We start from the raw sequence: 23,965 nt of genomic DNA, 5'->3' as shown, positions 1-23,965 counted from the left end.
GCGTGGAGGGCGCACACCGTGGGCCGTCGCCCCGGCCGGCCGGTACCTGCCGCACCGGCCGGTGGCACGAACCGGCGTCACGAGTGGGCGTCACGAGTGGGCGTCACGAACTGGCGTCACGAGCCGGTGACGCGAACCGGTGACGCGAGCCCGTGGCACGAGCCGACGGCCCGAACCAAGGGCACGACCGCGCGGCACGACCGGCGGCGGCCGCCGGAACCGCTCGGCCGGCCTGCCGTCGGGCCTGCCCGACTCAGCCGTCGGCCTTGGCCCCGGCCACCGAGAGGAGGTGCCGGTCCGCCCCTGCGCCCGACTCCGCGGCGCCGGGCGGCGACGGCACCGGCGGCGCCGACCGTTCGGCCTCGCGGGGGTCGGCCGCCGGCCCGCGACCCCGCAGGCGGTCCATCTCCCGCCACTCGGGCCGCAGGGCCGCCAGCGAGGTGGTGGCGAAGTACAGCCCACCGCCCACCAGCAGCACGGGTATCAGGCCGGACAGGGCGACGGCCGCGCCGGCGAGGAGACCGCCGAGGGGGATGCCGGCCCAGGCCAGCGAGTCGCCGAGGGCTCCGACGCGGCCCAGCAGGTGGCGCGGCACCCGCTCGAACGTCACCGCACCGAGGATCGGGTTGAGGAAGCCGGAACCGAAGCCGCCCACCGCGAAGACCGCCAGCACTACACCGATCGGCGCGTCCAGGGCGAGGACCAGGAACCTCGGTGCTCCGCAGAGCAGGAAGCCCGCGAAGAACACCACCCGGCGCGGAAGCCGATGGGCGACGGCCGCCGCTATCAGGCTCCCCGTCACCGCCGCGATCCCCCAGGCGCTGCCGGTCAGCCCGATGGCCGCGGGGCCACCCCCGGACTGCTGCGCCCAGAGCGGCACCAGGACGGTCATGAAGCCCGCGTCCAGCAGGTTGGTCACCGCGATCATGACGATCACGGTGAGCAGCAGCGGCTCGCCGCGCAGGAAGGTGAAGCCCTCCCGGAACATCTGCCAGTAGCCGGCCGGCCCGTCGGCCCGCGTCGGCTGCGCGGACTCGACGGACTGCGCGGACTCGACGGAATCGGCGGCCCGCGCGGACTTCGCGGTGGCCGGTGCGATGGCACCCCGGCCCATCCCCCGGGGCAGCACCACCAGCACGACCAGCGCACCCAGCCCGAAGGCGACGGCGTTCAGCGTCAGACCGGCCATCGGACCGAGCAGCGCCACCAGCCCGCCGCCCACCGCCGGGCCGATCGTCGAGGCCAGCCGCTCGGTGACTCCGGACAGCCCGGTGGCGCGCTCCAGCGGCACCCGGGCGTGGTCGGCCGCCTCGGGGACCATCACCTCCTTGGCCAAGTCCCCCGGGCCGCGCACCGCGCCGACCGTCGCGACCAGGACCAGCAGCAGCCAGAACGGCAGCAGGCCAAGCCCGTGCAGCAGCGGCACCAGGGCCGCCGCGACGGCACTCACCGTGTCCGTCGTCCAGGAGACGACGCGCGGGCCCAGCCGGTCGATCACCGGGCCCGTGAACGCCTTGACCAGCACGTACGGCGTCATCTCGACGAAGGCCACCACGCCGGTCATGGTGGCGCTGCCGGTGGTGGCGAGGACGAACCAGGGCAGGGCGATGGCCGAGACCCGGGTTCCGGTGAGCGAGACGGCCATCGCCGACAGCACGCCGACCAGGGGCCGGAGGCTGCGCGGGGCGGCGACCGCCTCGACGGCGGTGGACCCGGTCATGACCGCCCCCCGGAGTCCTCGACCGAACCCCCGGGCCCGCCCGCCGCAGGCGCCGTCTCCCCGCCGCCGCGCCCGACCCCGTCCTGCTCGGCCCCGCCCTGATCGACGCCGTCCTGTCCGGCGTCGTCCTGGTCGGCGCCCCCTCGGGGCTCGGGCAGCACCTGGAGGACCACCCCGATCCGCTCGGCGCCGGCCGGGGCGTCCGCCGCGTCGAACTGCCGGTAGCGGCCGACGACGGCGGCCAGCTCCTCCGTCATGGCGCGGGCCTCCTCGGGAGTGAGCAGGACCGCCATGTCGCTGAGGTTGAGGATGTGGCGCCAGGCCCGCGGCATGGTCTCGTACCCGTTCAGCGCGCGCTGGGCGAGCAGCGTGTGCGCGGCGACGATGGACCGCAGGTAGCCGAGGGCCGCCTCCGGCTCCTCGTCCGCCAGCTCCATGTCCGACCACACGGTGAGCTGGTGGACCGCCCGCCACCACCGCTCGCGGGCGTTGCCGCGCTCGGAGTCCTCCTCGACGAACCCCGCGGCCGCCAGCTGCCGCAGGTGGTAGCTCGTCGCGCCCGACGTCAACCCCATCTGCTCGGCGAGCCGGGTCGCGGTGGACGGCCCGCCACGGCGCAGCAGCCCGATCAGCTGCACGCGGACAGGATGGGCCAGCGCCCGCAGGCCCTTGGCATCGAGCACGACGTCCCGCTGCGGGTCGGGACTGTGCGGCCACCGCTTCTCTTCGGTCATGGCAGCAGCCTAGGACCGCAAAGACTTCTTCGCAAAGGGTTTTTGCGAAGAAGTCTTTGCGGTCCTCCCGGACGGCCTTCCGGCACCCCCGCCCGGCCGTCACGGCCCGTCCGCGGCGCCCCGTCTCACTCCCGGGCGACCGACAGGGCCAGCACCACGGTGAGGCCACCGCCCGGAGTCTGCTCCACCGCCAGCCGCCCGCCCGCCGCACGGACCAGGCCGTCCACCGCCGGGCCGGCCGCACCGGCGGAGCGCAGGCCGGCGAGCAGCCACTGCCGGGCCTCCGGCAGCTCGCTCTGCCCGCGGTCCACCACCCTGAGCTCCACCCGGGCCCGACCGGCGCCGGGACCCGCCGCGCTCGCGAGCCCCGCCGCACCCCCGGCCCCCGCCCCCGCCCGCGGGACGTCCCGCCCACCGAAGTCCCGCACACCGGGGTCCACCGCACCGGCGTCCACCACATCGGCGCGCACCAGCACCCTGGCCCCCCACGGGCTGCGCCTGATCGCGTGATCGACCAACCCCGCCAGCGCCGACTCCAGCCGCCGGGCGTCCGCGACCACCACCGGCAGGCCGGCCGGTATTCGGACCGCCACCTGCCCCGCGCGGCCGCCCCCGCGCAGGACCCGCTGGACCACGTCGGCCACCTGGACGTGCGGCGCCCGCGGACCGCACCCCTCCGCCCGGTCCGTCCACCGCACCCGCTCCAGCTCCGGGCGGCTGAGTTCGCGGGGCCCGGCCATCACCCCGGCCGGCGGCCGCCCGAGACCGTCCGCGGGTCCGAACCCCGCCTTCTCCCCGGTACCGTCCTCGCCCGCGCCCGGACCACCGCCCCGGCCGCCCCCGGCGGCGGCGCCGAACGCACCGAACCCGCCGAGCGCCCGGGCGCCCGACGCGACATAGCCCCAGAGCTTCCCGCGTGCCATCGCCCTGCCCCTCGTACCTCACCGATCGTCGCCGCCGGCCGCACGGCGGACCGGAGTCGGCCGCGCTCCGGGTCCTCCGCCAAGCCTGCGCCCGGACCGCACGGGTGACAATCCGGCTCCCGGGCACGAACCGGGCACAGTACCCCGCCGACCGACCGGGAACGAACCCGTCGACCGACGGGGGTCCGGTCGCCCCCGCTCGCACGGCGCCGCCCGAGCGCACCGGCCCGGCCCGCACGCCCCGACGCGCGCCCGCACGCCCCGAGGCCACCGAGCCGCACCCCCTGCCCGATCGGGCCGCCGAACCTAGACTGACCCCATGACCCGGCTCAACGACCAGGTCCAGGAGCTGCTCCAGGAGTACGCCGACCTGATCTCGATCACCGGCGGGGACGCCTTCCGGGCCCGCGCCTACGAGAAGGCCGCCCGTGCGGTGGGCGGCCACCCGGAGGACATCGCCGGGCTGGACGCCAAGGGCCTCCAGAAGATCCCCGGCGTCGGGAAGTCCACCGCCGACAAGATCGCCCAGTACCTCGCCACCGGCCGGATGGACGCGCTGGAGACGCTGCGCGCGGCCATCCCGGCCGGGGTCCGCGCCATGACGGCCGTTCCCGGTGTCGGGCCCAAACGCGCGCTCGCCCTCTACCGCGACCTCGACATCGCCTCCGTCGACCAGCTCGCCGAGGCCATCCGCGCGGACCGGCTGAGCGCCGTGGCCGGGTTCGGCGAGCGCAGCGGCGAGCAGATCCTGCGCGGCATCGAGCTGATGCGGCAGGCCGGCGGGCGGACGCTGCTCGACGCGGCCACCGAACAGGCCGAGCAGATCGTCGCCGCGATCGCGGCCGTCCCGGGCTGCACCCGCTGCGCGTACGCGGGTTCGCTGCGCCGGATGCGCGAGACGGTCGGCGACATCGACGTGCTCGCCACCGCCGAGGACTCCGCGCCGCTGATGGCCGCGCTCGCCGGACTCCCCTCGGTGGCCGAGGTGATCGCCCGCGGGCCGACCAAGACCTCGGTCCGCACCGCCAAGGGGCTCCAGGTCGACCTGCGGGTGGTGCCGGAGGACGACTGGGGAGCGGCGCTGGTGTACTTCACCGGCTCCAAGGCGCACAACATCAGGCTCCGCACGATGGCCGTCCGGGCCGGACTCAAGCTCTCCGAGTACGGCCTGTTCGACGCGGAGAGCGGCGACAAGGTGGCCTCGGCGACCGAGGAGGAGGTCTACGCGGCGCTCGGGCTGCCCTGGATCGCGCCGCCGATGCGCGAGGACCGCGGCGAGATCGAGGCAGCCCTGGAGGGCGAACTCCCGGTGCTGGTCACCGAGGCGGACCTGCGCGGCGATCTGCACACCCACACCGATCTCACCGACGGGCTGGCGAGCCTGGAGGAGATGATCGACACGGCGGCCGCCCGCGGTTACGCGTACTACGCCGTCACCGACCACGCGCCGGACCTCGTGATGCAGCGGATGACGGACGAGAAGATGCTCGCCCAGCGCGAGCGACTGCGCGAACTGGCGGGCCGGCACCGGCGGATGCGTCTGCTGCACGGCACCGAGCTGAACATCGGCCCGGACGGCGGGGTGGACTGGCCCGCCGAGTTCCTGGCCGGTTTCGACGTCTGCGTCGCCTCCGTCCACTCGCACTTCGGGGCCGACCGCGCCGCCCAGACCCGCCGGCTGATCCGCGCCTGCGAGAACCCGCACGTGCACGTCATCGGCCACCTCACCACCCGGCGGATCGGCCGGCGCGGGCCGATCGACGTCGACCTCGACGCCGTGTTCCGGGCCGCCGCCCGGACCGGCACCGCGATCGAGATCAACAGCTCACCGAACCGCCTCGACCTGCGCGACGAGGACGTGCTGCGGGCGAAGCGCCACGGGGTCCGCTTCTCGATCGACAGCGACGCCCACTCCACCCCGCAGCTGGCGTACCCGAGGTACGGCGTCGGCACCGCGCAGCGGGCCTGGCTGCCCGCCGAGGACGTGATCAACACCTGGCCGTGGCAACGCCTGAAGCGGTTCCTGCGCAAGGACGCGCTGCGGTAGCGCGCGGCAGCCGCCCCCAGATGCCCGCCAGGTCGCCGCGGGTGCGCCCGACCCGCCCCGGATCCGGGTAAATTGCCCCGATTCATGAGGAAAAGCCCTGGTGCCCGGGGCGCGGGAGGCGCATCATGGAGGTGGACCTGCGAGGAGCTGTGGGAGTTCGACCGCAGGAGGCAGTGGCGACAGATCGAGACGGATCAGGGTCTGCCGCTGGTACCTCGGTCGACGATCGAACTATGAGGCCGGAGGACGCGACGTCCGGAGGCCATCCCCCTCCTCGCAGGTTCCGCACGCCCGGCGACCGCAGGTTCGGCACGCCCGGCGGCGGGGGCCGCGGCTCCGGGGCCAGGACTCGGGCGCCCGTGGCGCGGTAGCGTTCATCACCGCCGACACCGGCCACTCGACCGTCCCGGGGCCGACGCCCCCACGGCCCGCCCCGGAGGACCGCCCGATGACCGACGACCGCCCGCCCGCAGGCAGCCCGGGGCTCCGCCGGCCGACCCCGTGCCCGCCGGTCGCCCGGGCGGTCGGCCGATGACCACCAGCGCGCCCGACTACCGCCGGCTCTCCGCCGTCGGACCGTACTTCGCCCTGGACTCCGGCGCCTCGCCCGCCGAGGCCGCCCCTCCGGGATTCCGCCCGCTGCGCGAGCTGTACGCGCACGGACCCCGCTCGCCGCTGGCCGAGCGGGTCCGGGTGGTGGCCCACCGGCTCGGCACCGCCGAACCCCGGGTCGCGGCCTCGATCCTGCACCTCGGGCTCGCCGCCCGGTTCTGCTCGGTGGGCCTCGGCGCCGCCGTCCTGCTGGGCACCGTCCCCGCGCTGGACCCCTACCGCGCCTACGTGCGCATCCCGGAGCAGGGCCCGATCGACCTCTGGACACCGCACGAAGCGGCACCGCACGAGGCGACATCGCACGAAGCGACACCCCACGACGGAACGCCCCACGGCAGGACACCGGACCACCGAGCGCCGGACCACGACGCACCCCACCCCCCACAGCCGCCCGCCCCGGCTCCGACCGGCCCCCGCGCGAGCGACGAGCAGCTGGCCGACCGGCTCCACCACGTGCTCGTCCAACGCCAGTTGACGCTGCTCGCGGCCGCCGTCCGGGCCGCCGTGCCGCTCTCCGGCAGGCTGCTCGACGGCAATGCCGCCTCCGCCCTGGCGGGGGCCCTGCGCATGCTCGACGCCCACGCGGCCCCCGGCCGGGCCCGCGCCCTCGTCGCGGCGGTCCTCCGCCGGCCACCGCTGGCCGACACCGGCGAGCTGCGCGGCACCGGCTTCCGGCGCACAAGTTGCTGCCTCTACTACCGGGTCGGCCCGGGCACCGGCGTCTGCGGCGACTGCTGCTTCACCAGCCCGCCCGGACCACGCCGCCCCGAAGCACGCCGCCCCGAACCGCGCCGCCCCGAACCGCGCCGCCCCTGACCACGCACCCTCGCCCGAGGCGCGGCGCTGCGGCCCGCGTGCGGCCTGTCCGGGGCCGGGCGCGGGCCGCCGATCCCCACCCGGCGCCGATGCCCGTGGCGGCGGGTGAAGCCTTCCGGCGTCACGGTCAGACCGCGACCGCCTCCGCCATCTCCTCCTCGGCCTCCACCTCCGCCTCGACCGCCGACCGGCCGCGCTTCTCGTACGCCGCCGCGCCGACCATCACCGCACCGCCCAGCGCCAGCCAGAGCGCCAGGGTGAGCACGTGCCCGCCGAGCCCGGCGCCGCCGTCGAAGTACAGGACGCTGCGGGCGCCCTCCAGGAATCCGGCGCCGGTCCAGAAGGCGTGCAGGGCACCGAAGAAGCCGTTCTGCAGCTCGGGCCGGTAGATGCCGCCCGAGGTGGTGAAGTTCAGCATCACGAACAGCACCATCATCGTCAGTGTGGTCCACCGCTTCAGGAAGCTGTGCAGGCCGATGCCGATCGCGAGGACACCCGCCGAGTACAGCCAGCCGAGCGCCCAGACGGCTGCCAGGTCGTGGTCCACGACGTGGAAGACCGGCCCGGCGGTGCCGATGCCGATCACGCTCACCGCCAGCGAGACGGCGAGGCCGACCAGGGCCCGGGTCCGCATGCCGAGGGCGGCGCCGGCCGCGCCGATCACCGCGACGCTCGCGTAGGAGCCGATGCTGAGCGCGACCAGCAGGAAGAACAGGCCCTGGCCGGTCGGGTCGCCCTTGCCGGGCGTGGTGAGGTCGGTGACGGCCAGCGGCACGCCCTGCTGGTCGGTGACGTTCCGGAACACCGCCTCCGCCGCCATCGCGGAGGTGTCGGACCCGCCCTTGGCGACGATCAGTTCGGGGCTCCGGGCGTCCGGGAGGAACGCGCCGACCAGGTCGCGGTCGCGCAGCTGCTGCTCGGCGGCGTCCTTGGTCGCCAGGGTGCTGACGTCGAGCGCCGGGCCGGCCTTGGCCCGGACGGCGTCCGCCAGGCCCTGAGCCTGCGGGGAGGTGCCGACGACGGCGACCTTCAGGTGGTGCGGCTCGGGCTGGTGGAACGCCCCCTGGTAGGCGAGCGCCATGCCCAGGCACATCAGCAGCGGGGTGAGCAGGTGGACGGCGAGGTGCTTGAGCGCGTGCCCCGGGGTGGGCGCCGCAGCGGTGGTCTGGGGTGCACTCATGGCGTTCGTCTCATCCTCCGTTGCCGGGCCTAGAAGATGGTAAATGCAACCATCTGGATGCAGTGTACAACCATTTCGAGGATGAGCGAAAACCCGGACCCACCCCCGCGCGGCCCGCCCGGCTCAGACCAGCTCGAACACCCCGTACGAGAACCCGTCCGCCCGGAGCTCTCCGTCGACCACCCGCACCCCCTGCACGTCCAGCGGCCGCACCGCGACCGGATCAGCCGCGCCACCCGGCCGGACCGTACCGCCCCGACCGCCCGGCAGCGCCGACCCGAGCGGCACCACGCCCGGCTCCCGCCGCGGATTGACCACCACCAGGAACCGCCCCGCCCGGGTGTACACCAGCGGGTAGCCGGCGCTGCGGACCGCGACCGCACCGCCCGCCCCCAGGCCCGGATGGGCCCGCCGAAGCGCGATCAGGCGCCGGACGGTGTGCAGCAGCGAGGTCGGGTCGGCCCGCTGCGTGGCCACGTCCGGGCGGTGCGGGTCGGGGTCGACCGGCAGGTAGAGGCGCTCGGCGGGAGCGGTGGAGAAGCCGGCGTTCACCCCGGGCTCCCACTGCATCGGCGTGCGCGAGCCGGCCCGGTTGTACCGCGGACCGAGCGTGCTGCCCTCCACGTCGGGCAGGCCGGGAAGATAGCGCATGCCGATCTCGTCGCCGTAGTAGACCGCCGGCAGGGTGGGCCAGGTGAGCTGGAAGGCGAAGGCGGGGGCGAGCTGTTCGGCGGTCCGCGGGCCGGTGGCGAGCCGGGAGAAGTCGTGGTTCGCGGTGGGCAGCGCGATGTACCCGGCGCCCTCGGTGAGTTGGGCGGCGCTGCGCCAGGCGTCGAGGAAGACCCGCGGGGTGCCGCGGCCCTCGGCCTCGAAGTAGCAGGGGCCCTGCTTCCAGTACTCCTCTACCGTGCCGGTGCCGTTGTTCCACAGCGAGCGGAGCGGCAGACCGTGGTCGGCGCCGCCGAACTGGAGGAAGAAGTCGGCGTGGAAACCGGCCGCGACGGCGGCGGCCGGGTCGCCCCACTCGGCGAGCAGCGCGGCCTGCGGGTGGGCGCGGTCGAGCCAGTCGCGCAGCTCCGTCCAGAGCTTGGAGGTCTCGACGAACCCGGGGTCGTCCTTGACCAGCGAGGAGGCCATGTCGACGCGGAACCCGGCCAGGCCGAGGTCCAGCCAGTGCGCCATGATCCCGCGCAGCGCGGCGCGGTTCGCGCGCGGACCGTCGGCGTCCACCGGCTGTCGCCAGGGCTGGTCGGAACGGCTCTGCGCGTAGCCGAAGTTGAGCGCCGGCTGGCAGTCGAAGAAGTTCGGCCGGTACCAGCCGGGGCGGCTGCCGGGGGAGGCGACGAAGCCGTCGACCGGCCGGTCCGACCAGATGTAGCGGTCGTCGTCCCGGTCCTCGGCGGCGGCCAGGAACCAGGGGTGCCGGTCGGAGGTGTGACCGGCGACCAGGTCGAGCAGGATCCGGATGCCCCGGCCGCGCGCTGCCTCGACCAGCGCGGCCAGGTCCTCGGTGGAGCCGTACCGGGGCGCGGGCGTGAGGTAGTCGCTCACGTCGTACCCGGCGTCCCGGAACGGCGAGGCGAAGCACGGGTTCAGCCAGACCGTGTCGACCCCGAGCCAGGCCAGGTGGTCCAGGCGGGCGGCGATGCCCGCGAAGTCCCCGATGCCGTCGCCGTCGGAGTCGGCGAAGGTCTGCGGGTAGATCTGGTACAGGACGGCGTCGGCCAACCAGTCGGGGCCGGGGCGGGTCGAGGTCATGGGGTGGATCCTCCTACCGGGTGCCGGGGTCCGGAACCACCGATTCTCGTCCAATCCCGGCCGTCCCGACAGCCCCCCTGCGGCACCGCTCCCCCGGGGCCCGGGCCTTCCCCGGCGCCCCGGCCCCGCCGCGCCTACCGGCCGCCCACGGCGCAGGCCCGGGTGAACACCCGCGCCCGCCGGGCGATCTCGGCCCAGTCCCCGGCCGCGACGGCCTCCGGCGCCACCACGTCCGTCCCCGCGCAGACCGCGAGCGCGCCCTGTGCCAGGAACTCCGCCGCGTTGCCCGCGTTGACGCCGCCGGAGGCGACCAGCGGGACGTCCGGGTAGGGGCCGCGGAGGTCCTTGAAGTAGCCGGGCCCGAAGGTCCGGGCCGGGAAGATCTTGACGGCCGCGGCGCCGAGGTCGACGGCCTGCGCGACCTCGGTGGGGGTGAGCGCGCCCAGCACGACCGGTACCCCGGCGGCGTGCCCGACCCGGGCCACCTCGGGCCGGCAGCCGGGCGTGACCAGGAAGGACGCGCCGGCGGCGATGCCGCGCTCGGCCTGCTCGGCGGTCAGCACCGTACCGACCCCGACCCGGTGGCCGGCCTGCGCCGCCCTGAACAGATGGTCCGTCACACCGGGTGTGGTGTAGGTGAATTCGGTCCAGATGATGCCGCCCTCGGCGAGCGCGGCGCAGAGCGCGGCGGCGTCGGGTATCCGGGGGGCACGGACGACGGCGATCACCGGATCGGCGGCCAGCGCGGCACGCGCGGCCGCGAGGACGGAAGCGGCCGCGGGAACGGAAGCGGCCGCGGCAGCCGTCACGGAAACGGCATCGGAGACGAAGGGCGAAGGGCTCATGCGGCTCGGGTTCCTCGATCGGTTCGGCGCAGGGCGCGCCCGGGCCGGGCGCCCGTGGTGCGGCCCTGCTGGACGACGGCGGTGCCGTTGACGTAGACGTGCTCGATACCGGCGGCGGGCCGCCGGGGCTGTTCGAAGGTGGCGGTGTCCTGGACGCGTTCGGGGTCGAAGAGCACCAGGTCGGCGTGGAATCCGGGGGCGATCCGGCCGCGCCGGTCCAGCCGCAGCCGGGCGGCGGGCCGGCCGGTCATCCGGGCGATCGCCTGCTCCAGGGTCAGGACATCCAACTCCCTGCTGTAGTGCGCGAGATAGCGGGGGAAGGTGCCCCAGGCCCGCGGGTGCGGCCGGGCCCCGACCAACAGGCCGTCACTGCCAGCGGTGTGCGCGCGATGCCGCATGATCGCCCGGACGTTCTCCTCGTGGCCGACGTGCTGGAGGATGGTGGTGGCCAGCTCGTCCCGGCGCAGCAGGTCGAGGAAGACCTCCGTCCCGCTGCGGCCCTGCTCGGCGGCCAGCTCGGCGACGGTCCGGCCGACGGCTCCCGCCAGCTCCTGGTTCCGGACGCCGGAGAGCTGGATGGTCGCCCAGTCGGTGACCACCCCGTGGCAGCCGTCGCTGCCCTTCACCTCCACCTCGTACCGGATCCGCTCGCACGCGTCCGCCTCACCGAGCCGGGCCAGGGTGGCCTGCGGGCCGCCCTCGGTGGCCCAGCCGGGCAGCAGGGCGGCCAGTGTGGTGGAGCCGGGCAGGTAGGGGTAGCTGTCCAGGGTGAGGTCGATGCCGTCGGCGAGCGCCCGGTCGACGAGGTCGAGCAGTTCGCCCGCCCGCCCCTGGTTGACGCCGAAGTTCATCGTGGCGTGGGTCAGGTGCAGCGGGCAGCCGGACCGGCGGGCGATCTCCACCATCTCGGCGTAGCCCTCCAACGCCCCTGACCCGTAGGACCGTTGGTGCGGTGCGTGGAATCCGCCGCACTCGGCGACGACCCGGCAGAGGGCGACCAGCTCGGCGGTGTCGGCGTACATCCCGGGCGTGTAGGTCAGGCCGCTGGAGAGGCCGACGGCGCCTTCGGCCAGGCCCTGGGCCAGCAGTTCGCGCATCCGGTCGAGCTCCCGGGCGCTCGGAGCCCGGTTCTCCCACCCCATGGCCAGCATCCGCAGCGAGCCGTGCGGGACGAGGTAGCAGGCGTTGACGGCCGGCCCGGTCCGGTCCAGCCGGTCCAGGTACTCGCCGACGGTGCGCCAGTCCCAGTCGAAGCCCTCCGGATCGCCGTTCCACCCGGCGATCTGGCGGCGCAGCGCGGGCAGGGTGCCGTCGTCGACCGGGGCGTAGGAGAGGCCGTCCTGGCCGAGGACTTCGCAGGTGACGCCCTGGGTGACCTTGGCCGGGTGGTCGGGTTCGAGCAGCAGGGCCAGGTCGGAGTGGGCGTGCATGTCGATGAAGCCGGGGGCCAGTACCAGGCCGTCGGCGTCCACTTCGCGGGCGCCGCCGAGCCCGTGCCCGAGCTCGGCGATCCGTCCCTGCCCGATCCGGACGTCGGCCCGGTACCGGTCGGCGCCGGTGCCGTCGACGACGGTGGCCCCCTTGAAGACGAGGTCGTCGACCGGAGACTGAGGCTCCATCAGAAGTACGTCCTGATCAGTCCGGTGACCTTCGGATCGGCCGCGGAGGCGTCGTCCAGTACCGGGATCATCGTCCACTTGTCGAAGGCGGTGCACGGGTGGGACACCCCGAGCCGCAGAACCGCGCCGACCGGCGCGAGGTCGCCGGCGTCCCGCAGGAAGGCGTGCTGGTCGTTGAGCGCGGTGACCCGGGCCGCCGTGCCGGTCAGCACCGGTCCGCCCCGGACGAGTTGGGGCTCCGGCAGGCCCTCGTCGAAGGGCAGGTCGCGCTTGCCCGCGTCGAGCAGGGCCAGCTGCGGCTCCGGCCGGGAGACCACCCGGGCCCAGCCGTGCAGGGCGCCCCGGAAGGGCGTCGGACCGGCCCCCCGGGCCAGCGGGGAGATCCCCCGGTAGAAGCCGTCGTCGTGGGCGACGTAGGCACCCGAGCGCAGGACCACCGAGGCCTCCGGCAGTGCGGCCAGCTCCTCGACCACCAGGTCGAAGTAGGCGCTGCCACCGGCCGTGACGATCGGCGGGGCACCGTCGGCGTAGCCGCCGGCCAGCCGTCCGTGCAGGTCGGCGAGGGCGCGCAGGTAGCCGCGGACGGTGGCCAGGCCGTCGGCGCCGGCGTCGTGGGCCAGTGCGCCCTCGTAGCCGCCGATCCCCGCCAGTCGCAGCGTCGGCGCGCGCAGCACCGCGGCGGCGACTTCGACGGCCGCGTCGACCCCGCGGGCGCCGGTCCGCCCGCCGGGGCCGCCGAGCTCGATCAGGACCTCGACCGGTCGTTCGGCGCCGGCCGCGCGCAGCGCCTCGTCCATCAGCCGGACGCTCTCGGTGGAGTCCACCCAGGAGACGAAGGCGAACGACGGGTCGGCGGCCAGCTCACCGGCGAGCCAGCCGAGCCCGGCCGGGTCGAGCAGGGTGTTGGCGAGCAGGATCCGCCGGACGCCGAACGCCCGCGCCACCCGGACCTGCGGCAGGTTGGCCAGGGTGATGCCGTGGCTGCCGGCGTCCAGTTGGGCCTGCCAGAGCGCCGGCGCCATCGTGGTCTTGCCGTGCGGGGCGAGGGCGACGCCCGCCTTGGCGCACCAGTCGGCCATCGTCCGCACATTGTGGTCGAGCGCGGCGGCGTCCAGGGTGAGCAGCGGGGTGCCGAAACCGGCGAGCGTGGGCCCGGTGGCGAGGTAGTCCCGCACGGTCGACCCCCACGCGGCGGGCGGCAGCGCCTTGAAGCGCCAGTCGAGCACCTCGTCGGCGAGGGCCGCGACCGCGCCGGTGTCGATGCCCGGTCCGATGCCGCTGCTTACGAAGGTCTGGTCCACCGTATTCTCCTTACGTGTTGCAGCATGTGCAACGAGGGTTGCACATGCTGGCATCACGGTTCTAGCATCGGCGCCGGACGAAGGTCAACGGAAACGGTCAGCCGCAGCACACGAGGAGCCCACCAGATGCCCCGACAGGACGCCGCCGTGAGCTCGGGCACCCCTCCGCTCGACAGCCTGACGGCGGCCGGCCGGGCGGAGCCGGGCCCGACGGCGGCACCGGGCGGACCGTCGGCGCACGACGGCCCGGTGGCCCACGGCGGAGCGGCGACGCGCCCGACGCCCGGGACCCCGACGGCGGTCTGCGTGGGCGAGTCGATGGCTGTCCTGCTGCCGGACCGGCCGGGCCCGCTGGAGGCGGTGGAGAACTTCCGCCTCTCGGTCGGCGGCGCCGAGTCCAACGTGGCGGGCGCCCTGACGGCGCTCGGCGTGTCGAGCGCCTGGATCAGCCGGGTGGGCGACGACGGCTTCGGCCGCCGCCTGGTCGGCGAAGTCGCCGCCCGCGGGGTGGACGTCTCGGCGGTCGCCGTCGACCCGCACCGCCCGACCGGCCTCTACCTCAAGGAGGTCGGCGGCTCCACCGGTGCCCGGCACGACCTCGGTCCCGGGCGCAGCCGGCTGCACTACCACCGGCGCGGCTCGGCCGCCGCCGCGCTCTCGCCCGCCCTGTTGGACGACCCGGCCGCCGTCCGCCTGCTCGCCGGTGCCCGGTTGCTGCACCTGTCCGGCATCACCGCTGCCCTGTCCGACGACTGCCTGGCCCTGCTGCGCGCCCTGCTCGCCGACCGCCGCCCCGGCCGGCTGACCAGCTTCGACCTGAACTGGCGCCCCGCGCTCTGGCTGAACCGCGACCCGGCCGTCCTCCCCCCACTGCTGGACGCCGCCGATCTGCTGCTGCTCGGCGCCGACGAAGGCGAGGCCGCCTTCGGCACCGGCGACCCGCTGGCGCTGCGCCGCCGGTTCCCCTCCCCCGCCACCGTGGTGGTCAAGGACGCCGCCCGGACGGTCACCGCGCTGGAGCGGGACGGCGCGGCCGTCACCGAACCGGCCCTCGCCGTCGAGGTGGTCGAGGCCACCGGCGCGGGCGACGCCTTCGCGGCCGGCTACCTCGCGGCCACCGTCCGCGGCCTGGACCAGCGCCGCCGGCTGCGGCTCGGCCACCTCAGCGCCGCCTGCGCGCTGACCGCCCACGGGGACCAGGCCGAACTGCCGCCCGAGCCGGTGGTCGCCGCGCTGCTGAACGCCTCCCCCCGGGAGTGGGCCGCCACCCGGGTCTCCGCGGATGGCATCGTGTCCCCCGTACTGCCCGCGGCGGCGCCGCCCCGGCCGGTCCCGTCCGCGACGGCGGCGCCGGTGACCGGGGGCGGTGTCACCGACCCTCGACCGGCCGCCTCCCCGGCCCTTGGAGCACGATGAGCCAGACCGTCACCCGCGCCCTGCGCATCCTCGCCGAGCTCGGCGAGGGCGAGCGCTCGCTGGACCAGCTCGCCGAGGTGCTCGGCGTGCACAAGACCACGGTGCTGCGGCTGCTCCAGAGCCTCGAAGAGGAACGATTCGTCTACCGCGACCCGGCCTACCGCTACCACCTCGGTGCCGGCCTCTTCGCCCTCTCCGGCCTCGCCCTGGAGCAGCGCGGCGTCCGCCGGATCGCCGCGCCGCACCTGGCCGAGCTGAACGCCGCCACCGGCCAGACCGTGCACCTGGCCGCGTACGAGGGCGGGGAGGTCGTCTACATCGACAAGTACGACTCGCGCCACCCGGTCAGGATGTACTCGCGGATCGGCCTGCGGGCGGCCCTGCACAGCGCCGCCGTCTCCAAGGTGCTGCTCGCCGACCTGCCGGTGCCCGAGCGGCGCCGGGTGGTGGCCGGCATCGACTTCACCCCGCACACCGCCCGCACCCTGACCACTCCCGAGGCGCTGCTCGCCGAGCTGGAGAAGGTCGCGGCCCAGGGCTGGGCGCAGGACCACGCCGAGCACGAGGCCTTCATCAACTGCGTGGCGGCGCCGATCCGCGACGCCAGCGGACGCGTCGTCGCCGCCGCCTCGATCTCCGTCCCCGACGTCGTCCTCCCCTACGAACAGGTGCTGGAGCTGCTGCCCCAGCTGCTCGCCACCGCCCGCGCCGTCTCCGCCGACTGCGGGCAGAACCCCCAGGCTCCCCAGACCGGCTGACCCGCCGAACCGGCCGGCCCCGCCGGCCCCGGACCTGCCGACCCGCCACCACCAACCGAGGAAGCCCATGAGCGACCAGAGCGACAAGACCGAGATCCGCACCGACGGCGCCCCCGCCCCGGCCTGGATGTTCTCCCAGGGCGTCCGCAAGGGCCCCATCCTCCAGGTCTCCGGCCAGGGCCCGCAGGACCCGGCCACCGGCGAGTACCTGCACCATGGCGACGTGAAGGCCCAGACCCGCCGCACGCTGGAGAACGTCAAGGCGATCGTGGAGGCCGGCGGCGCCACCATCGAGGACGTGGTGATGTTCCGCGTCTACCTGACCAAGCGGGCCGACTTCCCGCTGATGAACGAGGTCTACGCCGCGTTCATCGAGGAGAACATCGCGCCGGGCGGTGTGAAGCCCTGCCGCACCACGATCTTCGTCGAGCTGCCGCAGGAGCCGATGCTGGTCGAGATCGACGCACAGGCCGTGATCGGCTGACCGGCCACCGAGAAACGCGAGCCGTGATCGGCTGACCCGCCGCGACACGACGCGCGGGGCCCGGACGAGTGTCCGGGCCCCGCGCGTTCCGCGCTCACCGCCCGGCGGTGACCGCCTCCTCGGCGGCCGCTCCACCGCGCGCCACGACCCTGCCACCGGCGCCGGCCCCCCGACGCTCCAGCGCGCCGGAGAGCAGCGCGACCCCCAGGGCGGCGGCGGCCATCAGCCCGCCCACCCAGTTCGGCGCGTCGTAGCCGAGCCCGGACGAGATGACCAGCCCGCCGAGCCAGGCGGCGAGCGCGTTGCCCAGGTTGAAAGCCGCGATGTTGGCGGCCGAGGCCAGCGTGGGCGCGCCGGCGGCCTGGTCCATCACCCGCTTCTGCAGCGGTGCGACGGTCGCGAAGCCGAACACGCCGATCAGCGGAATGGCGACGATCGCGCCGACCCTGCTGTGCGAGGCGAGGGTGAAGGCGAAGAGCAGCACCGCCAGCACCGCCAGGATCACGTACAGGCTCCGCATCAGCGCGCGGTCGGCGAACCAGCCGCCGAGCAGGTTGCCGATGAACAGGCCGACGCCGAACAGGAAGAGCAGCCAGGTCACGCTGGAGGGGGCGAAGCCCGCCATCTCGGTCATCATCGGCGTGATGTAGGTGAACATCGCGAAGATGCCGCCCCAGCCGAGCACCGTCATGCTCAGCGCGAGCCAGATCTGCGGCTTGCGGAAGACGGCCAGCTCCGGGCCGAGCCGGGTGTCCTCGGCGCGCGGCTGGACGGGCACCAGGGCCGCGATGCCGGCGAAGCCGATCGCGCCGAGCGCCGCGACCACGTAGAAGGTGGAGCGCCAGCCGAAGTGCTGGCCGAGCAGGGTGCCCATCGGCACGCCGAGCACGTTGGCGGCGGTGAGCCCGGTGAACATCAGGGCGATGGCGCCGGCCCGCTTGTGCGGGGCGACGAGGTCGGCGGCGACCACCGAGCCGATGCCGAAGAAGGCGCCGTGCGCGAAGGCCGCGAGCACCCGGCCGACCAGCAGCAGACCGAAGGCGGGCGCGACGGCGGAGACCAGGTTGCCGGCGATGAACAGGCCCATCAGCATCAGCAGCATCCCCTTGCGGGGGATCCGGGTGCCGAGGACGGTGAGCAGCGGGCCGCCGATCACGACACCGAGTGCGTAGCCGGAGATGAGCAGGCCGGCGGTGGGGATGGACACCGAGAAGTCGCCGGCGACCTCGGGCAGCAGGCCCATGATCACGAACTCGGTGGTGCCGATGCCGAAGGCGCTGATCGCCAGCGCCAGGAGCGCGAGGGGCATGAGGGGACCGCTTTCCAGAGCGTACAGAAGCGTACAGAAGATTGCGTGTGCAACTACCAGCGTCGACAATACGACCGAACGCCAGATACTTGCAAGCGCTCGCTATCTCCATCTGCAACCCCTTGGACCCGCGCACCCTCCAGCGCGACCCGCCAACCACCCGCGCGCACCTTGCCCTCCCCTGGCGAAGTGATTAGGTTAGCCTCACCTAACCAACGGAGGTCGTCATGAGCCCCAGCCCCGTCGACGTCGAGGCGCCCGAACCCACCGCCGCCGAACGGGTCTGCAGCCTGCTCAGCACCACGTCCTCCGTGGTGATCCGGGCCTGCGGCGAGTACCACGACCTGGACACCCCGGTCTCGGTACACGGCTCCCGGCTGCGCCTGAGCGCACCGCTCGACTCGCCGCTCACCCTCGCCGTGACCCGCGAGCAGGACGGCCTGGCCGTCGTCCTGGACCTCACCGACATCGCCCCGGTCGCCGTCCGCGACCGCGTCCGCGGCCGTCTCACCCTGGCCGGCCGGCTGCACCTCGCCCACCTCGCCGACGACGGCCTCAGCGTCCACCTGCGGCTGGACGTCGCGCACGCCGTCCTCTCCACCCCGTACGGCACCACCGCCCTCACCGGCGCCGACCTCGCCCTGGCCGCGCCCGACCCGCTGGCGCGCTTCGAGGCGGCGATGCTCACCCACCTCGCCGACGACCACCCGGACGCCCTCGCCCTGCTCACCCGGCTGCTGGACCGCGATTTGCTCGTCGGACACCCCAACGTCCGCCCGCTGGCCCTCGACCGGCACGGCCTGGTGCTCCGTCTGGACCACCCCTACGGCCACCGCGACGTCCGCCTGGTCTTCCCCGCGCCGGCCCGCGACGCGGACGAGTTCGGCCACCGCGTGCACCAGCTGCTGACCGCCGCCAACAGCGACCTGCCCGCCCACCGGTCCTGACCCCCCGCCGGGGCGGCCCATTCCTTTCACCGCGACCGCCGACCGAGAATTGACGGCCCGTCCGACCGCGGACGGCCCGTCGTCATCGCCCGGAAGGCCCCCAGGAAGGCCTTCCGGAAAGGCCTTCCGCACGACGGAACCGACCACTCGGAAAAGCCGGACGGAAACCCTGATCGCGGGGGGGCATCTGCCTGTCAGAAGGGCACGAAAAAGGCCGGCCCGGCTCGCGAAGGAAATTCGCGAGCCGGGCCGGCCAGGGCGTGTCCCGCGCCCATGATCCGCTGACGGTGCGGCGATCACCCGGTCGAGCGGTCACCCGACATGACCATCCCGGGAGGTCGTACGCCCCGCACCCAGCGGAAGTCCGACCTCAGGTCAGAGGGAGACGCCGTGCGCCCGCAGGTAGGCGATCGGGTCGATGTCCGAGCCGTACTCCGAGCCGGTGCGGATCTCGAAGTGCAGGTGCGGGCCGGTCACGTTGCCGGTGGCACCCGAGAGGCCGATCTGCTGGCCGGCGGTGACGGTCTGACCGATCTTCACACCGATCGAGGACAGGTGCGCGTACTCGGCGTAGTGGCCGTCGGCGAGCTTGATCTCGACCTCGTTGCCGTAGGCGCCGCCGTTGCCGGCCTTCACCACGGTGCCGGCGCCGACGGCGCGCAGCGGGGTGCCGGTGGAGGCGACGAAGTCGGCACCGGTGTGGTGACCGGAGGCCCACATCGAGCCGGCCACGCCGTAGGCGGTGCCGAGCTTCGGGTTGGCGAGGGGGGCGACGAAGCCCGAGGTGCTGGCCGCGGCGGCCGGCGCCGCGGGAGCGGCCGGAGCGGCCGGCTTGGCGGCGGGGGCGGCCGGCTTGGCGGCCGGGGCCTCGGCGGGCTTGGCGGCCTGGACCGGCTTCGGGGCGGCGTGCTGGGCGGCCGGCTTCTGCGCGTCCTGCGAGACCTGCGGCTTGGCGGCCGGGGCGGCGGGCTTGGCGGCCTCGGCGGCGGCCGGAGCGGCGGCGGCCTTGGCACCCAGCGCGAGCTGCTGACCCGGGAAGATGAGGTTCGGGTTGGCACCGACGACCGAGCGGTTGTGGTCGTAGAGGGCCTTCCAGCCACCCTCGACCTGCTTGGCGTCGGCGATCTTCGACAGGGTGTCCCCGCCGACGACCTTGTAGCTCTCCTCGGCCGGCGCGGCGGCCGGCTTGGCGGCCTCGGCGGCCGGCTGCGCGGCAGCGGCCGGCGCGGCATCGACGCTGGTGGCGCCGGTCCAGGTGGAGGTCTGCGCGGGCTTGGCGGCCGGGGCGGTGTGGGCCTGGGCGCTGATGGTGGTCACCAGCGGGAGGGCGAAAGCGGCGCCGGTCACGGCGGTGGCGATGCCGATGCGGGCGGCGCGGGGCAGGGTGATACGACGAGCCTGTGCGGGCATGGCGAACTGTCCTCTCCGACGCCTGCGAGGTGAGCTGTCGGGTTCGGGCTGGAGTTGCCCGGCCGCATAGCGCGGCTTCACCCCAAGCCGGACCGTGAATTCCGGTCCGGCGACTTACCTTTGGGTCCCCCGCTCCTGCCGTACAGAGTTCGGTTCGTACCACCGGGCAGCGGCAGGACTAGGCGTTCCACCCGGTGGCCACCCGGTCCAATGCCGGGCGGTCGCTGAACTAAAACTCATCCGCCCGGGCGAAGCAATGTCGATCTCTTGAATCGACAACCACTACCGGGAAGGCCGTGACACTCCGAATGATCGGCTGCACAGTATGTGCACAATCGATTCACCGCGTGCCACTGATCCACGACGCTCCGCCGATTTCGGTGTCCGTACGCATGCGATCACCTACGGAAAGCCATCCGCCGACACACCCCCGGTGACCCTTGTCACGTCGCCTCCCGGAGCGCAGGATCAGGCGGTGGCCACCTCCGAGGCCGGCACCCTGCGCCTGGGCACCGCGCAGGGCCGCTGGGTACTACTGGCGACGGTGCTCGGCTCCAGCATGGCGATGCTCGACGGCACCGTCGTCAACGTCGCACTGCCCCGGATCGGCACCGATCTCGGCGCTCCGCTCGCCGCCCTGCAATGGACGCTCAACGCCTATCTGCTCACCCTGGCCGGCCTGATCCTGCTCGGCGGCGCGCTCGGTGACCGCTACGGCCGGCGCCGCGTCTTCCTGATCGGCGTGCTCTGGTTCGCCGCCGCCTCGGCGGCCTGCGCCGCGGCCCCCACCATCGAGGTGCTGGTCGCCGCCCGCGCGGTGCAGGGCGTCGGCGGGGCGCTGCTCACCCCCGGCTCGCTGGCGATGCTCCAGGCGGTGTTCCACCCTGACGACCGCTCGGCGGCGGTCGGCCTCTGGTCCGGCCTCGGCGGGGTGTCCGCCGCGATCGGCCCGTTCCTCGGCGGCTGGCTGGTGGACGGCCCCGGCTGGCGGTGGATCTTCCTGTTGAACGTCCCGCTCGCCGCCCTGGTGGTCGCGGTGGCCTCCCGGCACGTCCCGGAGAGCCGGGACGAGAGCGCGACCGGCCGGTTCGACGTCCTCGGCGCGGCGCTGGCCGCGCTCGCGCTGGGCTCGGTCACCTACGCGCTGACCGCGGCGGGCGACGGGCTCTCGGCCGTGGTGTGGGTGTCCGGCGCGGCCGGCCTGCTGCTGGGCACGGCCTTCGTGGTGGTCGAACGCCGCGTCCCGGAGCCGATGCTGCCGCTCGGCCTCTTCTCCTCCCGCCTGTTCACCGCGGTGAACCTGGTCACCCTCTGCGTCTACGCGGCGTTCAGCGGCGTCTTCTTCCTCCTGGTCGTCCAGCTGCAGATCGTCTCCGGCTTCTCCCCGCTGGTCTCCGGGCTCGCCCTGCTGCCGATCACCGTGCTGATGCTCGCGCTGTCCGCCCGGGCCGGCCGGCTCGGCAAGCGGATCGGCCCGCGCCTCCCGCTCACCGTGGGGCCGCTGCTCTGCGCGACGGGGGTCCTGCTGATGCTGCGGATCGGCTCCGACGCCTCGTACTGGACGGACGTGCTGCCGGCCGCCACCGTGATGGGCTGCGGGATGGTCCTGCTGGTCGCGCCGCTGACCGCGACGGTGCTCGCGGCGGTGGAGGTCCGGCATGCCGGGATCGCCAGCGGCGTCAACAACGCCGCCGCCCGCGCGGCCGGGCTGCTCGCGGTGGCCGCCCTGCCGGCGCTGGCCGGGCTCAGCGGCGAGGCCTACCGGGTGCCGGCCGCGGTGGACTCCGCCTTCCGGACCGCGATGCTGATCTGCGCCGGGCTGCTGGTCACCGGCGCGGTGACGGCGTTCACCACCGTCCGGGGCAATGTGCTGGCCCCCGAGGACCACCCGGTCGCCGAGCCGGACTGCACCTACGCCTGCGGCACCGCCCCTCCGCTGGATCCGGGCCATGCCGCCGCCGGACACGGCGAAGGCCCCGCCACCGGATCGGCGGCGGGGCCCACGAAGGCCTGAAGCAACGTCAGAGGATGTCGCCCGGGGCGTACTTGGCGGCCTCGGGGTAGGCGGTCGCGACGGCCTCGACCTGGCGGACCACCTCGGCGACCTGGGCACCGGCCGCGCCGGTGAAGGAGAGCCGGTCGGCCAGCAGCGCGTCCAGCCCAGCCCGGTCCAGCGGGATCCGCGCGTCCGCCGCCAGCCGGTCCAGCAGCTCGTTCTCCCGCGCGCCGGCCCGCATCGCCAGCGCCGAGGCGACGGCGTGCTCCTTGATGACCTCGTGCCCGGTCTCCCGGCCGACGCCCGCCCGCACCGCGCCCATCAGCACCTTGGTGGTGGCCAGGAACGGCAGGTAGCGGTCCAGCTCGGCCTCGATCACGGCGGGGAAGGCGCCGAACTCGTCGAGGACGGTCAGGAAGGTCTCCAGCAGGCCGTCGAAGGCGAAGAAGGCGTCCGGCAGCGCGACCCGGCGGACCACCGAGCAGGAGACGTCGCCCTCGTTCCACTGGTCGCCGCCCAACTCGGCGGTCATCGAGGCGTACCCGCGCAGGATGACGGCCAGGCCGTTGACGCGCTCGCAGGAGCGGGTGTTCATCTTGTGCGGCATCGCGGAGGAGCCGACCTGGCCCTCCTTGAACCCCTCGGTGACCAGCTCGTGGCCGGCCATCAGGCGGATCGTCTTGGCCAGGCTGGACGGCCCGGCCGAGAGCTGGACGAGGGCGGTGAGCACCTCGAAGTCCAGCGAGCGCGGGTAGACCTGGCCGACGCTGGTCAGCACGTGGTCGAAGCCGAGGTGACCGGCCACCCGGCGCTCCAGCTCGGCGAGCTTGTCGGTGTCGCCGCCGAGCAGGTCCAGCATGTCCTGGGCGGTGCCGACCGGGCCCTTGATCCCGCGCAGCGGGTAGCGGGCGATCAGCTCCTCCAGCCGGCGGAAGGCGACCAGCACCTCGTCGGCGACGGTCGCGAAGCGCTTGCCCAGGGTGGTGGCCTGCGCGGCGACGTTGTGCGACCGGCCGGCCATGACCAGCTCGGAGTGCTGGGCGGCGAGCCGGCCCAGGCGGACCAGCACGGCGACCGTGCGGTCGCGGACGTGCTCCAGCGACTGGCGGATCTGCAGCTGCTCGACGTTCTCGGTCAGGTCCCGGGAGGTCATGCCCTTGTGGATCTGCTCGTGGCCGGCGAGGTCGCTGAACTCCTCGATCCGCGCCTTCACGTCGTGCCGGGTGACCCGCTCGCGGGCGGCGATCGAACCGAGGTCGACCTGGTCGATCACCCGCTCGTAGTCGGCGACGGCGCCCGCGGGCACCTCCACGCCGAGGTCCTGCTGGGCCTTCAGGACGGCGAGCCACAGGTGGCGCTCAAGGACCACCTTGTGCTCGGGGGACCACAGCTGGGCCAGGGTCGCCGAGGCGTACCGGGAGGCCAGGACATTGGGGATCTGGGGCTTCGCGCTCACGCTTCGCAAGCCTAACAGCCGAGGTCAGCGCGAGCGGCGGCGGACCGGGCGCTGCCGCCTCCCCCGCCCGCCCCGGCCGATCGCCGTGCCGCTGTGCCGCTGTGTGCCGCTGTGTGCCGCCGAACCGCTACACCGTGCCGGGCGAGCGCCCGGCGAGGACCGGCAGCACCTGCGCGCAGATCGAGTGCAGCGAGATCCGCTGCTCGTCCGTCATCGCCTCGAAGGCCTGGTGGGTACGGCTCATCTCGCCGCGGATCAGCCCGAGGATCTCGCGGCCCTGCTCGGTGATCACCACGATCTTGACCCGCCGGTCACCGGCCGCCGCCTCGCGGTGGGCCAGGCCGAGCGACTCCAGCCGGTCGACGATCCCCGTCACGTTGGAGGCGTCGCAGCCCAGCCGGCCGGCCAGCGCGCGCATCGGCACCGGCTCCTGCACCGCACCGAGCGCCTTCGCCTGGGAGGAGGAGAGACCGTGCCGGGCCGCGGCTCCCGCGAAGTCCTGGAAGTAGGCGGCGCCGACGGCGGCCAACGCCTCCATCAACTCGGCGTTGGTCGGTACGGTCGTCGTCGCTGTCGAACCCATGGGGCCAGCGTACGACCGAGTGCTTCACCAACTCAAGCTTTGACCGGGGCA

General features: G+C 74.5%; 19 protein-coding genes and 1 riboswitch. Of the genes, 7 read left to right on the top strand and 12 right to left on the bottom strand.

The features are described from left to right. Positions 1 to 253: 253 nt before the first annotated feature. From ACIF6L_RS29140 to ACIF6L_RS29130, 3 genes are all read right to left on the bottom strand, one after another. On the bottom strand, positions 254 to 1,720 hold the full coding sequence (locus ACIF6L_RS29140; protein WP_396490457.1) for an MFS transporter: 1,467 nt from the start codon (positions 1,718 to 1,720) through the stop codon (positions 254 to 256). Then, on the bottom strand, positions 1,717 to 2,454 hold the full coding sequence (locus tag ACIF6L_RS29135; protein WP_396490455.1) for an ArsR/SmtB family transcription factor: 738 nt from the start codon (positions 2,452 to 2,454) through the stop codon (positions 1,717 to 1,719). The genes ACIF6L_RS29140 and ACIF6L_RS29135 overlap by 4 nt, the downstream gene beginning before the upstream one ends. A 125-nt stretch (positions 2,455 to 2,579) precedes the next feature. Next, positions 2,580 to 3,377: a hypothetical protein gene (locus ACIF6L_RS29130; protein WP_396490454.1), complete on the bottom strand. Its 798-nt coding sequence runs from the start codon at positions 3,375 to 3,377 to the stop codon at positions 2,580 to 2,582. A gap of 319 nt (positions 3,378 to 3,696) precedes the next feature. Here ACIF6L_RS29130 and polX point away from each other — a divergent pair, with 319 nt between their 5' ends. Further along, positions 3,697 to 5,424 carry a DNA polymerase/3'-5' exonuclease PolX gene (gene polX / locus ACIF6L_RS29125; protein ID WP_396490453.1) on the top strand — a complete coding sequence of 576 codons (1,728 nt, stop codon included), beginning with the start codon at positions 3,697 to 3,699 and terminating at the stop codon, positions 5,422 to 5,424. A gap of 531 nt (positions 5,425 to 5,955) precedes the next feature. After that, positions 5,956 to 6,852 carry a (2Fe-2S)-binding protein gene (locus ACIF6L_RS29120; protein WP_396490451.1) on the top strand — a complete coding sequence of 299 codons (897 nt, stop codon included), beginning with the start codon at positions 5,956 to 5,958 and terminating at the stop codon, positions 6,850 to 6,852. A gap of 127 nt (positions 6,853 to 6,979) precedes the next feature. Here the strand turns inward: ACIF6L_RS29120 and ACIF6L_RS29115 are convergent, their stop codons facing one another. The 5 genes from ACIF6L_RS29115 to ACIF6L_RS29095 form a co-directional block, all read right to left on the bottom strand. Continuing rightward, a complete protein-coding gene (locus ACIF6L_RS29115; RefSeq protein ID WP_396490449.1) occupies positions 6,980 to 8,032 on the bottom strand; it encodes a hypothetical protein in 1,053 nt (350 codons plus the stop codon). A gap of 123 nt (positions 8,033 to 8,155) precedes the next feature. After that, a complete protein-coding gene (locus ACIF6L_RS29110) occupies positions 8,156 to 9,790 on the bottom strand; it encodes an alpha-amylase family glycosyl hydrolase (RefSeq protein ID WP_396490447.1) in 1,635 nt (544 codons plus the stop codon). A gap of 134 nt (positions 9,791 to 9,924) precedes the next feature. Continuing rightward, the gene (locus tag ACIF6L_RS29105; RefSeq protein ID WP_396490445.1) at positions 9,925 to 10,635 is read right to left on the bottom strand and encodes a bifunctional 4-hydroxy-2-oxoglutarate aldolase/2-dehydro-3-deoxy-phosphogluconate aldolase; all 711 of its coding nucleotides are present in this window, start codon (positions 10,633 to 10,635) and stop codon (positions 9,925 to 9,927) included. Then, positions 10,632 to 12,254: an amidohydrolase family protein gene (locus ACIF6L_RS29100; protein ID WP_396490444.1), complete on the bottom strand. Its 1,623-nt coding sequence runs from the start codon at positions 12,252 to 12,254 to the stop codon at positions 10,632 to 10,634. Before ACIF6L_RS29100 ends, ACIF6L_RS29105 begins: the two co-directional genes overlap by 4 nt. Next, the gene (locus tag ACIF6L_RS29095) at positions 12,254 to 13,555 is read right to left on the bottom strand and encodes an alanine racemase (protein WP_396490443.1); all 1,302 of its coding nucleotides are present in this window, start codon (positions 13,553 to 13,555) and stop codon (positions 12,254 to 12,256) included. The genes ACIF6L_RS29100 and ACIF6L_RS29095 overlap by 1 nt, the downstream gene beginning before the upstream one ends. Before the next feature lie 126 nt (positions 13,556 to 13,681). Here ACIF6L_RS29095 and ACIF6L_RS29090 point away from each other — a divergent pair, with 126 nt between their 5' ends. From ACIF6L_RS29090 to ACIF6L_RS29080, 3 genes are all read left to right on the top strand, one after another. After that, complete coding sequence (locus ACIF6L_RS29090) at positions 13,682 to 14,971, top strand: sugar kinase (protein ID WP_396490441.1); 1,290 nt, start codon at positions 13,682 to 13,684, stop codon at positions 14,969 to 14,971. After that, positions 14,968 to 15,729 (top strand): IclR family transcriptional regulator, encoded by a 762-nt coding sequence (locus ACIF6L_RS29085; RefSeq protein WP_329490902.1) that lies wholly within the window; start codon positions 14,968 to 14,970, stop codon positions 15,727 to 15,729. Before ACIF6L_RS29090 ends, ACIF6L_RS29085 begins: the two co-directional genes overlap by 4 nt. Positions 15,730 to 15,796: 67 nt before the next feature. Beyond that, positions 15,797 to 16,213: a RidA family protein gene (locus ACIF6L_RS29080; RefSeq protein ID WP_329490901.1), complete on the top strand. Its 417-nt coding sequence runs from the start codon at positions 15,797 to 15,799 to the stop codon at positions 16,211 to 16,213. A gap of 94 nt (positions 16,214 to 16,307) precedes the next feature. Here the strand turns inward: ACIF6L_RS29080 and ACIF6L_RS29075 are convergent, their stop codons facing one another. Next, positions 16,308 to 17,522 carry an MFS transporter gene (locus ACIF6L_RS29075; protein WP_359806336.1) on the bottom strand — a complete coding sequence of 405 codons (1,215 nt, stop codon included), beginning with the start codon at positions 17,520 to 17,522 and terminating at the stop codon, positions 16,308 to 16,310. 227 nt (positions 17,523 to 17,749) lie between these two features. Between ACIF6L_RS29075 and ACIF6L_RS29070 the strand changes: the two genes are divergently transcribed. Beyond that, complete coding sequence (locus ACIF6L_RS29070; protein ID WP_396490439.1) at positions 17,750 to 18,469, top strand: DUF2470 domain-containing protein; 720 nt, start codon at positions 17,750 to 17,752, stop codon at positions 18,467 to 18,469. 375 nt (positions 18,470 to 18,844) lie between these two features. On the opposite strand, the gene ACIF6L_RS29065 is transcribed toward ACIF6L_RS29070, so the two are convergent. After that, positions 18,845 to 19,879: a peptidoglycan DD-metalloendopeptidase family protein gene (locus ACIF6L_RS29065; RefSeq protein ID WP_380390687.1), complete on the bottom strand. Its 1,035-nt coding sequence runs from the start codon at positions 19,877 to 19,879 to the stop codon at positions 18,845 to 18,847. Positions 19,880 to 19,883: 4 nt separating this feature from the next. Then, positions 19,884 to 20,044, bottom strand: a riboswitch (cyclic di-AMP (ydaO/yuaA leader). Between the two features lie 310 nt (positions 20,045 to 20,354). On the opposite strand from ACIF6L_RS29065, the gene ACIF6L_RS29060 reads away from it, so the two are divergent. Continuing rightward, complete coding sequence (locus ACIF6L_RS29060) at positions 20,355 to 21,893, top strand: MFS transporter (protein WP_396490437.1); 1,539 nt, start codon at positions 20,355 to 20,357, stop codon at positions 21,891 to 21,893. Positions 21,894 to 21,900: 7 nt separating this feature from the next. On the opposite strand, the gene purB is transcribed toward ACIF6L_RS29060, so the two are convergent. Both purB and ACIF6L_RS29050 read right to left on the bottom strand, forming a co-directional pair. Continuing rightward, positions 21,901 to 23,331 (bottom strand): adenylosuccinate lyase, encoded by a 1,431-nt coding sequence (gene purB, locus ACIF6L_RS29055; RefSeq protein WP_359806347.1) that lies wholly within the window; start codon positions 23,329 to 23,331, stop codon positions 21,901 to 21,903. 127 nt (positions 23,332 to 23,458) lie between these two features. After that, complete coding sequence (locus ACIF6L_RS29050) at positions 23,459 to 23,914, bottom strand: MarR family winged helix-turn-helix transcriptional regulator (protein WP_396490435.1); 456 nt, start codon at positions 23,912 to 23,914, stop codon at positions 23,459 to 23,461. Positions 23,915 to 23,965: the final 51 nt, after the last annotated feature.

Origin of the sequence: Kitasatospora sp. NPDC086009 (assembly GCF_044540385.1) — a bacterium.
In the GTDB taxonomy this organism is placed as follows: domain Bacteria; phylum Actinomycetota; class Actinomycetes; order Streptomycetales; family Streptomycetaceae; genus Kitasatospora.
Note: the sequence above shows the minus strand (reverse complement) of the source record. Positions and strands in the feature narration are given on the sequence as shown.

What these genes read in the sequence shown, in the direction of transcription:
- ACIF6L_RS29140 (WP_396490457.1), bottom strand. Translation starts at nt 1,720, where the DNA reads ATGACCGGGTCCACCGCCGTCGAGGCGGTCGCCGCCCCGCGCAGCCTC.
- ACIF6L_RS29135 (WP_396490455.1), bottom strand. Translation starts at nt 2,454, where the DNA reads ATGACCGAAGAGAAGCGGTGGCCGCACAGTCCCGACCCGCAGCGGGAC.
- ACIF6L_RS29130 (WP_396490454.1), bottom strand. Translation starts at nt 3,377, where the DNA reads ATGGCACGCGGGAAGCTCTGGGGCTATGTCGCGTCGGGCGCCCGGGCG.
- polX (WP_396490453.1), top strand. Translation starts at nt 3,697, where the DNA reads ATGACCCGGCTCAACGACCAGGTCCAGGAGCTGCTCCAGGAGTACGCC.
- ACIF6L_RS29120 (WP_396490451.1), top strand. Translation starts at nt 5,956, where the DNA reads ATGACCACCAGCGCGCCCGACTACCGCCGGCTCTCCGCCGTCGGACCG.
- ACIF6L_RS29115 (WP_396490449.1), bottom strand. Translation starts at nt 8,032, where the DNA reads ATGAGTGCACCCCAGACCACCGCTGCGGCGCCCACCCCGGGGCACGCG.
- ACIF6L_RS29110 (WP_396490447.1), bottom strand. Translation starts at nt 9,790, where the DNA reads ATGACCTCGACCCGCCCCGGCCCCGACTGGTTGGCCGACGCCGTCCTG.
- ACIF6L_RS29105 (WP_396490445.1), bottom strand. Translation starts at nt 10,635, where the DNA reads ATGAGCCCTTCGCCCTTCGTCTCCGATGCCGTTTCCGTGACGGCTGCC.
- ACIF6L_RS29100 (WP_396490444.1), bottom strand. Translation starts at nt 12,254, where the DNA reads ATGGAGCCTCAGTCTCCGGTCGACGACCTCGTCTTCAAGGGGGCCACC.
- ACIF6L_RS29090 (WP_396490441.1), top strand. Translation starts at nt 13,682, where the DNA reads ATGCCCCGACAGGACGCCGCCGTGAGCTCGGGCACCCCTCCGCTCGAC.
- ACIF6L_RS29085 (WP_329490902.1), top strand. Translation starts at nt 14,968, where the DNA reads ATGAGCCAGACCGTCACCCGCGCCCTGCGCATCCTCGCCGAGCTCGGC.
- ACIF6L_RS29080 (WP_329490901.1), top strand. Translation starts at nt 15,797, where the DNA reads ATGAGCGACCAGAGCGACAAGACCGAGATCCGCACCGACGGCGCCCCC.
- ACIF6L_RS29075 (WP_359806336.1), bottom strand. Translation starts at nt 17,522, where the DNA reads ATGCCCCTCGCGCTCCTGGCGCTGGCGATCAGCGCCTTCGGCATCGGC.
- ACIF6L_RS29070 (WP_396490439.1), top strand. Translation starts at nt 17,750, where the DNA reads ATGAGCCCCAGCCCCGTCGACGTCGAGGCGCCCGAACCCACCGCCGCC.
- ACIF6L_RS29065 (WP_380390687.1), bottom strand. Translation starts at nt 19,879, where the DNA reads ATGCCCGCACAGGCTCGTCGTATCACCCTGCCCCGCGCCGCCCGCATC.
- ACIF6L_RS29050 (WP_396490435.1), bottom strand. Translation starts at nt 23,914, where the DNA reads ATGGGTTCGACAGCGACGACGACCGTACCGACCAACGCCGAGTTGATG.